This window comes from Paenarthrobacter sp. OM7 (genome assembly GCF_029873575.1).
GTDB lineage: Bacteria > Actinomycetota > Actinomycetes > Actinomycetales > Micrococcaceae > Arthrobacter.
In genome coordinates, this window is record NZ_CP123579.1 from 1988319 (window position 1) to 2002034 (window position 13716).

The following is a 13716-nucleotide window of genomic DNA, read 5'->3' on the forward strand; positions in this document are numbered from 1 at the left end:
GCCGGCACCTCCGGGACCTTCCCCTACTTTGTCATTGCGAAAGGAACACGCCGTGTTTGAACGGATATCCGGCTCCCTCCTGGACCCTGAATCGCTGTACGCGCGCAACATCGAGACCTTCCACAGCCCTGAGCTCCGCGGGCTGAACATGGTCATGGGATTCACCGGCTTTGCCGACGCCGGCCAGGTGGTCCGGCAGATCAACGCGGAACTGCTGGACGAGCTCGACGCCGAGGTAGTGGCCATGTTCGATGCCGACCAACTGATCGACTACCGTTCGCGCCGCCCCCACATCAGCTTCGTGGAAGACCACGTACAGGATTACCAGGCCCCCAAGCTTGGTCTGTATAAGTTGACCGACGGACTCGGTCAACCGTTCCTGTTGCTGGCAGGCTTCGAACCGGACCTCCAGTGGGAGCGTTTCTCAAGGGCCGTCGTCGGGATTGTTGAAGAGCTGGACGTCAACCTGGTCACCTGGATCCACTCCATCCCCATGCCTGTCCCGCACACGCGGCCTGTGGGAGTCACCGTTCATGGCAACCGCCCCGATCTCATTGAAGGGATTTCCAGCTGGAAGCCCACTGTGGACGTTCCCGCTGCCATCGGCCACATTCTTGAACTCCGGCTGACGGAAGCGGAACGCAACGTGGCGGGCTATGTCATCCATGTTCCGCATTACTTGTCAGAAGCCGAATATCCTCCGGCGGCTGTAGCCGGCCTGGAGTACCTGGGGGCGGCAACATCGCTGATGCTGCCCACCGACCGGCTCCGTGAGTCAGGCCGGGAAGTTGGTCGCCAGATCGCGGAACAGATTGAGGCCTCGGAAGAGGTCCAAGCGGTGGTCACCAATCTGGAGGCCCGGTACGACGAGAAATCCGAGGGAGTGGTCCGCCGCTCGCTGCTGGCGGACGAGAACGATGAGCTGCCCAATGCCGAGGACATCGGAGCTGCAGTCGAGGCCTATTTGGCCCGTAAGGACTCGCCTCAATAAATCATCTTTCAGGAGGTGACAGGCATAATTGAGGGGTGAATGCACCCCGCGCCTGGCTTATCTGGACGATCGGCGTGTTCGCCTACCTGGTGGCGGTGGCGCAACGAACGTCCTTCGGCGTTGCTGGATTGGAGGCTACTGAGCGGTTCCATGCCAGTGCAGCCGCCATCTCCTTCTTCACCGTGCTTCAACTCCTGGTCTATGCAGGGCTGCAGATTCCGGTCGGCGTCCTGGTGGACAGGTTCGGTTCACGGGCCATGATCGCCGGGGGAGCAGTCCTGATGGGGCTGGGCCAATTGCAGCTCGCGTTCGCGGACAGTGTGCCCGGAGGTGTCCTTGGCAGGGTCCTGGTGGGTGCCGGTGACGCCATGACGTTCATTTCGGTCATCCGTCTGGTGCCGTTGTGGTTCGCTCCCGCCAAGGTTCCCTTGGTTACCCAGCTCACCGGGATGTCCGGCCAGTTGGGGCAGCTCTTCAGTGTGGTTCCGTTTGCGCTTCTCCTTCACACTTCCGGGTGGACCCCCGCGTTCCTCACCCTTGCGGCCATGTCAGTGCTGGCTGTGGTGCTGGTACTCGCGATGCTGCGGGATGCACCTCCCGGGCATCCGCCCAAGGAGTCCGGGCAAGGCCTGAGGGCCACGGGAGTCTCTCTGTCACGCGCTTGGAAACAGCCGGGGACCCGGCTGGGGCTGTGGAGCCACTTCACCGTCCAGTTCAGCGGAAACCTGTTCGCCATGACCTGGGGCTACCCTTTCCTGCTCTCGGCCCAGGGACTTGATGCCGGAACAGTCTCCGCTTTGATGGCGCTCTTTGTGGCAACCGCCATCATTGCGGGTCCGGGCTTTGGCCGTTTCGTCTCCAAACACCCCATGAGACGCTCAGCGATGGTCCTGCTGATCACCTTTGCCACCGCTGTGGCGTGGGCTGCCGTTCTCCTCCTTCCTGACCGCGCTCCGTTGTGGATGCTGGTCGTGCTGGTAGTGGTATTGGCGGTTGGAGGTCCGGGGTCCATGATCGGTTTCGACTTTGCACGGACCTTCAACCCCTCGCACCGGATCGGCACGGCAACCGGAATTGTGAACGTGGGTGGCTTCATTGCGGCACTTGTTGCGATTTACCTCATCGGCCTGGTTCTGGACCTCTTGAATGCCAGCGGTTTCTCGGGTGGCGATTTGTACGGACTGGCACCGTTCCGCATCGCACTCAGCGTGCAGTTCCTGCTCCTTGGCCTGGGAACGGTCCTCATCCTGGTGACCCGGCGTAAAGTCCGGCGGCAGATGGCCGCCCAGGGAATCCATGTACAGCCGTTGGTGGCAACCCTGGCCAATCAGCGCCGGGAGCGCGTGGAAAAAAGGCGCGCCTCGCGTGCCACCGCCGCAAAGGATCAGTAGCGCGGCTGCCGCCCTTGCCCCGGCGTGAAACGGACCAGCTTTTCCACATAGGCAAGGTATGGTCTGTTTCTGCCAGCCGGACGTACGCAGGCTGGATGCATGACCACCAAGAGAACACTGAGCATCCACCAACCTGAAGACATTCTTGGCTATATCCCCCACCTGCTGGGCTATTGGCCCGAGGACAGCCTGGTTGCCATCACCATGCAGGGGAAAATGCTGGGAGCCACGCTGCGGGTGGATCTGCCGTCCCGCCGGTCGCCCCGGGCACTTGTCGGTTTCGCTGAACAGATACGCCAATACCTGGTGGCGGACGAAGCCGCCAACGGTGTGGTGCTTGCTGTCTACACCGAATCCGGTTGGGCCGATGGAACCGTCGTCGACCAGGCGATGCCAATGATTGAAGCCTTGCAACTGTCCCTCGACGAGGTTGACTTGTCGGTGCGGGATGCCTGGCTGATCGGAACCAACTATTGGCGCAGCGCCTTCTGTTCGGACAAAAGCTGTTGCCCGGATCCAGGACTTCCGGTGGCCCGCATCAAGGACAGCCGCTTGAACGCTGAGCTCGTTTACCAGGGGAGTGCAGTCGGTCCGTCGCCGAGGAGCGGCACCGGACAACCCTCACTTGCCAGATCAGGACCGTTGGATCCTTCCGTGGTGGAAGCGGAGATCCGATGGGGAGAGCGCATCCTCGGCACATGGCGCAGTGGGCGATGCCTGGAATCCGTCCTTGCGGTCTGGCATCACGTCCTCGCCAGAGTCGAGCATGGTGCTCCTTTGCAGCCGGAGACTGACGCGCAACTGATCGGATTCCTCAGGACCACGCTGAGGGTGCCGGCTTGGCGGGATGCCGTGGTGGTGATGGCGGCCGCCGGCATGGACTCTGCAGTATCGGGCGCTGCTGCTTTTGAATTCTTCAGCGACGACGAGTCGTGCGCGCCGCCGTTTGATGTTGGCGAACTCGTCGTAACGGCATCCGCCACCTACCCGCCAGCCACTGCTCCGAGTGGTTCGAGTGGGCACGGGGATGTCTTCACTTATGGCGATGTCCTGCTGGGAATGCGCCCCGATACGCCGTGCTGGCCTCGCGTTGATGCGTTGCACCGCGTCCTTGCCGGGCTGTGCGTGGAAGAAGAGTCGGGTGATGTGGCTGCCGCGGCGTTCACGCTTCAGGGGTGGATCACATGGTGCAAGGGCAGCGGTTCAATCGCCCATGCATGCCTTGCTCGGGCCGAAACTGCCCGTCCTGGTTATCGGTTGGCCGAACTGCTGATGGAGGTCCTGGGCCAGGGCGCCGTTTGTCGGTGGGCGAGCCGGCCCGGCTCGGCGTGGAGGGGGCCCAGACAAGCACCTGTGTAGGACGCCTGTACCCACGTGGTGGAACTTCAACAGGCATGGGTTTCGCAAAACCGTGAGACAATGGATGCCGAGACCCGGTTGGGTCCGCGTTTGAATGCCTGCTTGAGCCCGGAAACGGGAACAAATCAGCGTTGTCGGGAGTTCTATCTACAGACTCTGCAGACGGCGATCGCATTTGAAATTGATCGCGGACTTGACAGGGTCATAGTGGTGTTGCCCGTATGGTGATTCCACAGACCGCCGCTAGAAAGGTTTTCTGTGACTCCGTCTTCCGTCGAGAAGGAACCCGCCGCCCAGGCTGAATTGACCGCCGAGGAAAAGAAGGCGGCCACGTCGGCAAAGCGCGCGGCGACACGCGCTGCCAACAAGGCTTCAGAGGGTGACTCTGACAAGCCCGCACCGAAGAAGCGTGGGCCCAAGCCCGGCGCGAAGGCCGCCGCTGAGGCCGCTAACAAGTCCGGCTCCGACTCCGAGGAAGCCACTGCCGAGGACGAAGACTTTGATCCCGCAGCAGCGGAGGAAGTCGAAGTCGGGGAAGATGACACCGAGGATGGCGCAGCCGCCGCCAAGGACAAGCCCGCCCCGTCCGGCTCGGGATTCGTCTACTCCGACGCTGACGACGACGACGCCCCGGTCCAGCAGGTCATGTCCGCGGGCGCAACCGCCGACCCCGTCAAGGACTACCTGAAGCAGATCGGCAAGGTCGCCCTGCTGAACGCAGAGCAGGAAGTGGACCTGGCGCTTCGCATTGAAGCCGGCCTTTTTGCCGAGGAAAAGATCAACGCTGATGACGGATCCATGGATCCCAAACTCAAGCGTGAACTTGAGTTCGTCATTCACGACGGAAAGCGCGCCAAGAACCACCTGCTCGAGGCCAACCTGCGTCTCGTCGTTTCCTTGGCCAAGCGCTACACGGGTCGTGGCATGCTCTTCCTGGACCTGATCCAGGAAGGCAACCTTGGCCTTATTCGTGCAGTGGAGAAGTTCGACTACACCAAGGGCTTCAAGTTCTCCACGTACGCCACCTGGTGGATCCGCCAGGCCATCACGCGCGCCATGGCTGACCAGGCCCGCACCATCCGTATTCCGGTGCACATGGTGGAAGTCATCAACAAGCTGGCACGTGTCCAGCGGCAAATGCTCCAGGACCTTGGCCGCGAACCAACGCCGGAAGAGCTGGCTCTGGAGCTGGATATGACCCCTGAGAAGGTCGTAGAGGTCCAGAAGTACGGACGCGAGCCGATCTCGCTCCACACCCCGCTCGGCGAGGATGGAGACTCCGAGTTCGGTGACCTGATTGAGGACTCGGAAGCTGTAGTTCCGGCCGACGCTGTCAGCTTCACGCTCCTGCAGGAGCAGCTTCACTCGGTGCTGGACACCCTGTCTGAGCGCGAAGCCGGCGTGGTGGCCATGCGATTCGGCCTGACGGACGGCCAGCCGAAGACTTTAGACGAAATCGGCAAGGTCTACGGAGTCACGCGTGAGCGCATCCGCCAGATCGAATCGAAGACAATGTCCAAGCTGCGGCACCCGTCCCGCTCGCAGGTCCTCCGGGACTACCTGGACTAAATCTGCCCGCACTGCAAAAGCGGCCCAGTCGGATAACCGACCGGGCCGCTTTTTGTTGATTGCCGTTCAAGGGGCAAATTCCCGGGCACACCCGGGAAGCAACAAGGCCCCTCCCTGATGGGAGGAGCCTCGTTATCTGATCAACACAATACTTGCTGAACAAGGGAGTCCGGCTGTGCGGGCTGCCCTGCCTAGTCGACGGGGACGGGTGCCTTCTCGTTGAGGCGCTCGGTCTCATCGTGCCAGTCCGAAGTCATGGGCCGGAGCGTAGCTTCAACTGCACGTGCGTGGTGGCCGCAGAAAAGCAGCTCACCACCGGAGGACTCGAGTACAACGCGGACATATGCCTGGGCTCCGCAACGATCGCACCGGTCAGCTGCGTTTAGCGTGCGGTCTGCAACTGCTGTTGTCATGTCGGCCTCCTTAGTAGTTCCGTACATCCATATAACCAGCATTCGACGCAGATCCATGGCAAGGATGGGTCACTTTCGCTGTCCGCGTATCACATGTGCGTAACGTAACCACACAGATTGGCCCGTACAGGGAGTGGCACCCAGTGGCACCGGTCGGTCGGGGCTAGCCTAGTATGGGCAGTGTTTGCCCTGAGTTACCAGCATTCACCAGCGATTACCAGTAATTACCAGCAGTTACCAGCAATTTCCGGCACTGAGCAGCAACTGGACGGCTGGGAAGCACCCCCAGATTCACCTTGAGATATACCCCGAAGGAGCACACTGCGAGTGGCACCGAGTTCTGAATACAACGCCCGGCACCTGTCTGTCCTTGAAGGCTTGGAAGCCGTCCGCAAACGCCCGGGCATGTACATCGGTTCCACCGACTCCCGTGGCCTTATGCACTGCCTCTGGGAAATCATCGACAACGCCGTTGATGAAGCCCTGGCGGGATTCGGCCACGACATCAAGGTGATCCTGCACGCCGACAACTCGGTGGAAATCCACGACGACGGCCGTGGCATCCCGGTGGACGTTGAACCCAAGACCGGTCTCTCCGGCGTCGAGGTCGTCTTCACCAAGCTGCACGCGGGCGGCAAGTTCGGCGGCGGTTCCTATACGGCATCCGGCGGCCTGCATGGCGTTGGCGCTTCTGTGGTCAATGCTCTGTCCAGCCGCCTGGACGTTCAGGTGGATCGCGGCAGCAAGACCTACCAAATGTCCTTCCGCCGGGGTGAGCCCGGCCGGTTCGTGGATTCGGGTTCGAAGCCTGGCCCCGAGGCTCCCTTTGAGCCGTTCGTTGAGAACTCCGTGCTGGACGTCGTGGGCAAGGCCAAGCGCGGGGTAACGGGAACCCGGGTCCGCTACTGGGCGGACCGGCAGATTTTCACACCTGATGCGAAGTTCTCCTACGATGACCTTGCCGCGAGGGCCCGCCAGACGTCCTTCCTTGTGCCCGGCCTGAAGATCACGGTCCGCGATGAACGCAAGCTCCCCGGGACTCCGGGTGAGAACGGTGCACACGAGGAAGTGTTCCATCATGACGGAGGCATCTCGGAATTCGTTGAGTTCCTGGCCGCAGATGCCGGGGTGACGGATGTTTGGCGACTCCACGGTTCCGGAAAGTTCAAGGAAACGGTCCCGGTGCTGGACGACAAGGGGCACAGCAAGATCGCGGAAGTCGAACGCGATTGTGAGGTCGATATTGCCCTGCGTTGGGGAATCGGCTACGAAACCACCATGCGCAGCTTCGTCAACATCATCGCCACTCCCAAGGGCGGTACCCACCAGTCGGGCTTTGAGGCGGCGTTGCTGAAGACCTTCCGCAAGGCTGTGGAAACGAATGCCCGCAAGCTCAAGGCCGGTAACGACAAAATCGAGAAGGATGACATTCTCGCCGGGCTCACTGCCGTTTTGACTGTCCGGCTTGCGGAGCCGCAGTTCGAGGGCCAGACCAAGGAGATCCTGGGTACGTCGGCGGTACGGGCCATCGTGGCCAAAGTGGTGGAAAAGGAGATCACTGGCCGGTTGAACTCGGCCAACCGTAACGACAAGGCCCAGTCGGCGCTCCTGCTGGAAAAGATGGTCAGCGAAATGAAGTCGCGCATCTCGGCGCGTGTTCATAAGGAAACCCAGCGTCGCAAGAATGCGTTGGAAACCTCCTCGATGCCCACCAAGCTGGCCGATTGCCGCACGGACGATGTTGCCCGTTCAGAGTTGTTCATCGTTGAAGGTGACTCCGCCCTGGGTACAGCCAAGCTCGCCAGGTCTTCCGACTTCCAGGCCCTGCTGCCCATCCGCGGAAAAATCCTGAACGTCCAAAAAGCTTCCGTGGGCGACATGCTCTCCAATGCCGAGTGCGCGGCGCTTATTCAGGTAGTTGGGGCCGGCTCGGGTCGCAGCTTCGATATTGAGGCAGCCCGTTACGGCAAGGTCATTCTCATGACCGACGCCGACGTGGACGGCGCGCATATCCGGACCTTGCTGCTGACCCTGTTCTTCCGCTACATGCGCCCCATGGTGGAAGCAGGCCGAGTGTTTGCGGCAGTTCCGCCCCTTCACCGGGTGGAGGTGATCAACCCCGGCCAGAAGGCCAACGAGATGATCTACACCTACTCCGAGGCGGAGCTTCATGTCCTCCTGGCGAACCTTGCCAAGGAAGGCAAGCGCTACAAAGAGCCCATCCAGCGCTACAAGGGCTTGGGCGAAATGGATGCGCAGCAACTGGCAGAGACCACCATGGATCCACGGCACCGGACTCTGCGGAAGGTTGGCATCGACAGCGCCCAGCGCGCTGAAGAGGTCTTTGACCTTCTCATGGGCTCGGATGTTGCGCCCCGCAAGGAGTTCATCATTGCCGGCGCCGCCACACTGGACCGGGAACGCATCGACGCCTAGCCGGAGGTGGACGGAGCCGCTGGTTCCTTGGTTCCCGGCGCGGCGAATGCCGTCAGCCCCACCAGCAGTGCCAAGGCTCCCAATCCCCAGGGAAGTCCGGCCGCCACGGCGATGCCGCCCACCAGCAACGGACCGCCGGCATCGCCGAGTTCGCGTCCCAGCTCGGCTGAACCCATGGTTCTGCCCAGCCGTTCGGAGGGGGTCGAGTCTGCCAGGTGCGCAAAAGCCAGGGGTGTGGAAATGCCTATCCCTGCGCCGATCAGGACGGCAGCAAGGTAGATCCAAACCGCTCCGGGGAGGAGCCCTGCCATCAGTGTGCCCGCCGCGATGCAGAGCAAGCCTGCCACCATGCCCGGCTTGTCGGCGAGGAAGCCCTGGTCCCGTAGCCTGCCGATGCGAGGTTGTATCAGCGACGACGCAAGGGCCAATACCGTTACAACCGCCACGCTTCCTGCCGTGCCAAGGCCTTCGCGTGCCGCCAAGGCAGGAAGGAAGCCGACGGCTGCGCCCAAGGCCCCGGTGGCTGCAGCCAGGACCAGTGTAGGGCCCAGGAATGATCTCTCGGTGCTCTGGCGCCATACATCCACAATGGTGTACCGGGGGCGGGGCAGTGGCGCCAAACGCGGCACCGCCACCGCTGCCCACATGGCAACAATGAGGCCCAGGGCGGACAGAACGCCGAAGAGGAGAGGGAAGCCGCCGCTGATGATGGCAACAGCTCCCAGCAGCGGTCCTACCGCGTAGCCGAGCCCCTTCCACGAACCGTATCGTCCGAAATACCGTCCGGTGTGCTTTCCCGCGAGGCGTGCCACGCCGGCCGATGATGCCGGTGAGAACGCCGAAGCCGCCATTCCCTGTCCCAGTCGCGCCATAGCGAGCATGGCAGGCTGGTCGGCCCACAACCCGGTAAGTGAGGCCGCGGAGAAGGCCAGGAGCCCACCCACGATGACCGGTTTTGGCCCGATGCGGTCACTCAGGGCGCCAAACACCGGCTTCAGGAACACTTCGGCGATGTCGTACAAGGCCAGCAGTACGCCCAAGGCCAGCAGGCTCAATCCAATGTCCGCGCTTTCGGCCCCCAGGCCGGCAGCGACAGCATGCGCGCCGAAGGCGGTGGTGAATCCCGCAGCGTAGAGCGGCCAGCGCTGATAGGCGTGGACGGGGAAGGCCGCGGCGTCAGTGGGATTCACGCTTCACAATCCCGTTCAGCCCAACAGTCCCGGGACGATCAACAGCGCGGTCGGCACTGCCAGCAGCAAGGCCGATACCACCAGGACAAGGATACGCAGGCCCTTGGTAAGTGGAGGCTGGGGTGAGAGGAGGCGGCTGACGCGTGACGCCGTCGTGCGTGGTGAGTCCGCCCCTCCGGTGGCACTGACGGCATTGCCTTCGATCACGGCGCCGCCGGCGTTGAGTGCCCCGGTTCCGATGGCGGGCTGGGAGGTTCCGCTGGCGACGATCGCGATGGCCTTGATCAGGGTGCCTTTGCTTTCGGTCCGCAAGGCGACGTCATCGGCCAGCATCTCGATCAGGGAGTTCACCGCGGTCTGGGCCAGCCGCGTGGTGGGGAACCACGGCAGGGCCTGGCGCCAGGCGGCGAAGGCCCACAGCAGGAGGTCGTGGCGCTGGGACAGGTGGGCGTTCTCGTGAATGAGGACGGCTCTGAGTTCAGCCGGCTCCAGGGCTGCCATCAGGCCGTCGGACAAGACCGTGACGGATCGGGCGCCGCCGGGGAGGCAGTACGCCACAGGGGAGTCGTGGTTGATGACCACGGTGCCGGGGCCGTCGTCGGACGGTGAGGCGAGCAAGGCCAGCAGTTCGCGGTGCCGCCGCCGTTGGCGCTCGATCTTGTAATAGGTCAGGAGCAGGGTGAAAACCAGGTGCGCGGTCAGGAGCGCTGCCGCGGACAGTGCGAAGAGGTGCCAAAAACCCAGCGCTGTGGTGGGTTCGTTGTTGAAGACCATGCCGGCCAGGCTCTTGAGACCGGCAATGAGGTTGTCGCCGATGGGCTCCAGCCCGTAGACCAGCATGGCGCCGATCATGGACAGTCCACCGGCGAGGGCGATCGCCTGCCACAGGACCATGGCCGTGAAGGGCGAGCGTGCCGGCCACTGGGCGCGGGACAGCAGGACGGGCACCGGCCATGCCAAAATCAATGCCAGGACCGCAAGCAGGTATGAGGTCCAGAACATAGTGGCTAATTGTAGCCGAGCAGTTTGCGCAGGGTAGCGGCTTCACTTTCGGTGACGGAACCAATGAAGCGGGCCAGGACGGCCTCGCGGTCCGGGGCGGAGCCCAGGACTTCATGCATCAGTTCGGCGGTGTGGTCAGCGCGGCTGGAAACAGCTTGGTAGCGGTGCGGACGGGTACCGCGCTCACGCTCCACCAGCCCCTTCTTTTCCAGGCGTGACAGCACGGTAAGCACCGTGGTCACGGCCAGATCCTTGCCTTGATGTCCCGCAGTGCCATCTCCGGCCTCGGAATCCTGCGCCAACAGATCGCGCAGGGTATTGGCAGTTGCAGCCTCCTGGCCTGCCCAGAGCAGATCCATGACTGCCCGTTCCAGTTCCCCAAGACTTGCCATCTATACGTCCCTACCTTCCGCTTCCCGGTGCAGGGTAACTGCTGCCGGGAGCGATGATCCAACATTCCACCATAAATCTACCGCTTTTCAGCTCTTCATTCTACGTGAGGTAGAACTATCGGCGCGCCGCGGCCACTGGGGAGCCCTTGCGCGTGGGTTACGCCACTTGAAGAATGGGTTTCGTCGCCCGCCATTTGTTCTACACTGTGTAGAAGACAAGTTTTCTACGCAACGTAGAAGTAACGTCATCGTACTTCGGTCCGCCGTACAAAGGACAGCCATGGACGCCTTGGAAATCGCACGCTGGCAATTCGGTATCACTACCGTCTACCACTTCATGATGGTGCCCCTCACTATCGGCCTGGGACTGGTGGTGGCCATTATGCAAACCATCTGGTACCGCACGGGCAAGCCCGAGTACCTGCGGATGACCAAGTTCTGGGGAAAGCTCTTCCTCATCAACTTCATCATGGGCGTGGCCACGGGCATCGTGCAGGAATTCCAGTTCGGCATGGCGTGGAGCGAGTACAGCCGGTTCGTCGGTGATGTGTTCGGCGCGCCGCTTGCCCTCGAGGCCCTTCTGGCCTTCTTTGTTGAATCAACGTTCCTGGGGTTGTGGATCTTCGGGTGGAAGCAACTCAAGCGCGGCGTGCACCTGGCTTGCCTGTGGATTGCCGTCATTGGTTCCGTCTTCTCCGCCTACTTCATCATCGTGGCGAACTCCTGGATGCAGCACCCTGTGGGAGTGGAGATGGTGGACGGACGGCCCGTGATGACCGACGCCTGGGCAGTTTTCACCAACAACACAGCGCTGGTGGCTGTACCGCACACGCTGTTCGGTGCGTTGGCAGTTGCCGGTGCGTTCCTCCTGGGCATCGCCTGGTACCACTTGTGGCGTCGCCGGCATGACGGCATCGACGTCGTGGGCAAGGACGGCAAGCTGGTCTCCGGTGAAGCTGCGATCCCGGGCCGGGACACTTCGGACTACACCGTGTGGATGAAGAGCCTCCGGATCGGTGCCGTGGTTGCCATGATTTCCTTCGCCGGCACCGCCATCACGGGCGACCTTCAGGGCAAGCTGATGTTTGAACAACAGCCCATGAAAATGGCTGCCGCAGAAGCCGCCTGCCACGACGGCACGGGCTTCTCGGTCCTGAGTGTTGGCAACCTCGGCGCCACCAACTGCGATGACATTGTTGCCGTGATCGAAGTACCCGGCATCCTCTCTTTCCTGGCCAAGGGTGACTTCACCACCGAAGTGAAGGGTGTCAACAGCCTGCTGGGCGAGTACAAGGAAAAGTACGGAACCCATCTCCCGGACAACCCGCTGTACGGCGACCGTGCGGGGCAGGAAATCCAGTACGTGCCTGTGATGGAGGTGACCTACTGGGGCTTCCGCATGATGATCGGCTTCGGCGGGATCGCAGCCTTTGCCGCACTGCTGGCTCTCTGGGTGACCCGCAAGGGCGTAGTGCCGCAATCGAAGTGGCTCATGCGCCTCGCCGTCTTCGGCATTCTTGCACCCTTCGGAGCCAACGCCGCGGGATGGATCTTCACCGAAATGGGACGGCAACCGTTCGTGGTGGCGCCCAACCCGGACATGAACGGCATCGACCAGGTCTTCATGTTCACAGCTGCCGCCGTGTCGCCGGGGGTCAGCGCCGGGGAGCTCCTGACCTCGCTGGTGGTCCTCACCGCCATCTACGCCGTATTGCTGGTGGTCGAAGTGAAGCTGCTGGTCAAGTACATCCGGGGCGGGGTGGCCTCCGCGATGCCGGAGCTGGCCCACCCGGCCAAGGACACGGACGACGACGACAAGAACGACGCCGGTCCGGACAAGTCCGGCGACGACGTCCTGGCCTTCGCCTACTAGAGACAGGGGAAACTGACAATGGAACTGTTGCCAACCATCTGGTTTGTTGCCATCGCGGTGCTGTGGACGGGCTACCTCTACCTGGAGGGCTTTGACCTTGGCGTCGGCATGCTCATGAAGCTGTTTGCCCGCAACAACACGGACCGCCGTGTGCTGCTCAACACCATCGGCCCCGTGTGGGACGGCAACGAGGTATGGCTGCTCACTGCAGCCGGAGCCACTTTCGCAGCCTTCCCGCTCTGGTACGCCTCGCTGTTCTCCGCCCTCTACCTACCACTCCTGGCAGTCCTGGCCGCGCTGATCTTCCGGGCTGTCGCCTTCGAATACCGCGGCAAAGTGGACTCAGAGCGCTGGCGGAACCGCTGGGACTGGGCGATCGCCGTCGGATCCTTTGTCGCAGCCTTCGGCATCGGTGCCGCTTTGGCGCTGACCACCACCGGCCTTCCGTTGAACGCCAACGGAGACCGCAGCGGCGGCCCGATGTCCTGGTTCAGTGGCTATGCGCTGCTGGGCGGTTTCGGTGTGGTGGCGTTCGCCCTGGTCCACGCCCTTGCGTTCCTGGCCCTCAAAACCGACGGCGATGTGCGGCACCGTGCCCGCCGCTGGTTTGTGCGGTTGGTGCCGTTTGCGGTGTTGCCGATGTTCGGCTGGATGGTGTCAGTGCAATTCCTCAGCGGCAAGCCGTGGACCTGGGCCCTGGTGGCGGCCGGAGTCGTAGCTGTCGTCCTGGCCTGGACGCTGGCCAGGGCAGGGGCAGAAGGTCGCGCCTTCGGTGCCCTGGGTGGGTTCATTGTGTGCGCCACCGCTTCGATTTTCGGGGCAGCCTTCCCCGTGGTGATTCCTTCCACCCTTGACCCAGCGTTCAACCTGACCATTTCAAATGCCTCATCCTCGGACTACACACTTGGACTGATGAGCATTGTGGCAGCCGTAGGACTGCCCTTGGTGATCGCGTACCAGTCCTGGACCTACTGGGTATTCCGCCGACGTGTCAGCGCGGCGCACATCCCTGAAGCGCACGGCTTCCTTCCCGCGATTGCCGCCAAGGTCCTGATCTCCAAGGACAGCCAGCCAACCGCAAGCACCAAGGAAGGCTAACC

At 62.4% G+C, this 13716-nt stretch carries 11 protein-coding genes; 7 read left to right on the top strand and 4 right to left on the bottom strand.

Annotation, left to right across the window (positions count from 1 at the left end; genetic code table 11):
• Nucleotides 1-52 precede the first annotated feature (52 nt).
• The 4 genes from QEH68_RS09130 to QEH68_RS09145 all read left to right on the top strand — a co-directional run bounded on the left by QEH68_RS09130 (nt 53) and on the right by QEH68_RS09145 (nt 5310).
• On the top strand, nt 53-991 hold the full coding sequence (locus tag QEH68_RS09130; RefSeq protein ID WP_207597154.1) for a PAC2 family protein: 939 nt from the start codon (nt 53-55) through the stop codon (nt 989-991).
• A gap of 35 nt (nt 992-1026) precedes the next feature.
• Entirely contained in the window at nt 1027-2382 is a 1356-nt protein-coding gene (locus tag QEH68_RS09135; RefSeq protein WP_280627736.1) for an MFS transporter, read from the top strand.
• A gap of 99 nt (nt 2383-2481) precedes the next feature.
• Nucleotides 2482-3741 (top strand): DUF4192 domain-containing protein, encoded by a 1260-nt coding sequence (locus tag QEH68_RS09140; RefSeq protein WP_280627737.1) that lies wholly within the window; start codon nt 2482-2484, stop codon nt 3739-3741.
• 258 nt (nt 3742-3999) lie between these two features.
• Entirely contained in the window at nt 4000-5310 is a 1311-nt protein-coding gene (locus tag QEH68_RS09145; protein WP_089594537.1) for an RNA polymerase sigma factor, read from the top strand.
• Between the two features lie 191 nt (nt 5311-5501).
• Here the strand turns inward: QEH68_RS09145 and QEH68_RS09150 are convergent, their stop codons facing one another.
• Nucleotides 5502-5723, bottom strand: coding sequence for a hypothetical protein (locus QEH68_RS09150; RefSeq protein ID WP_018778705.1), 222 nt, complete (start codon nt 5721-5723; stop codon nt 5502-5504).
• A 327-nt stretch (nt 5724-6050) separates the two neighbouring features.
• On the opposite strand from QEH68_RS09150, the gene QEH68_RS09155 reads away from it, so the two are divergent.
• A complete protein-coding gene (locus QEH68_RS09155) occupies nt 6051-8159 on the top strand; it encodes a DNA topoisomerase IV subunit B (RefSeq protein WP_207597157.1) in 2109 nt (702 codons plus the stop codon).
• Here QEH68_RS09155 and QEH68_RS09160 read toward each other — a convergent pair.
• Genes QEH68_RS09160 through QEH68_RS09170 form a run of 3 tightly spaced genes read right to left on the bottom strand, consistent with a single transcriptional unit; the run spans nt 8156 to nt 10743 of the window.
• Nucleotides 8156-9349, bottom strand: coding sequence for an MFS transporter (locus QEH68_RS09160; protein WP_280627738.1), 1194 nt, complete (start codon nt 9347-9349; stop codon nt 8156-8158). The genes QEH68_RS09155 and QEH68_RS09160 overlap by 4 nt on opposite strands.
• Before the next feature lie 15 nt (nt 9350-9364).
• The gene (locus QEH68_RS09165; protein ID WP_280627739.1) at nt 9365-10351 is read right to left on the bottom strand and encodes a M56 family metallopeptidase; all 987 of its coding nucleotides are present in this window, start codon (nt 10349-10351) and stop codon (nt 9365-9367) included.
• A gap of 5 nt (nt 10352-10356) precedes the next feature.
• Complete coding sequence (locus tag QEH68_RS09170) at nt 10357-10743, bottom strand: BlaI/MecI/CopY family transcriptional regulator (protein WP_011774471.1); 387 nt, start codon at nt 10741-10743, stop codon at nt 10357-10359.
• A 280-nt stretch (nt 10744-11023) separates the two neighbouring features.
• On the opposite strand from QEH68_RS09170, the gene QEH68_RS09175 reads away from it, so the two are divergent.
• Complete coding sequence (locus tag QEH68_RS09175; protein WP_280627740.1) at nt 11024-12616, top strand: cytochrome ubiquinol oxidase subunit I; 1593 nt, start codon at nt 11024-11026, stop codon at nt 12614-12616.
• Nucleotides 12617-12634: 18 nt separating this feature from the next.
• Nucleotides 12635-13714 carry a cytochrome d ubiquinol oxidase subunit II gene (cydB, locus tag QEH68_RS09180; protein WP_280627741.1) on the top strand — a complete coding sequence of 360 codons (1080 nt, stop codon included), beginning with the start codon at nt 12635-12637 and terminating at the stop codon, nt 13712-13714.
• Nucleotides 13715-13716: the final 2 nt, after the last annotated feature.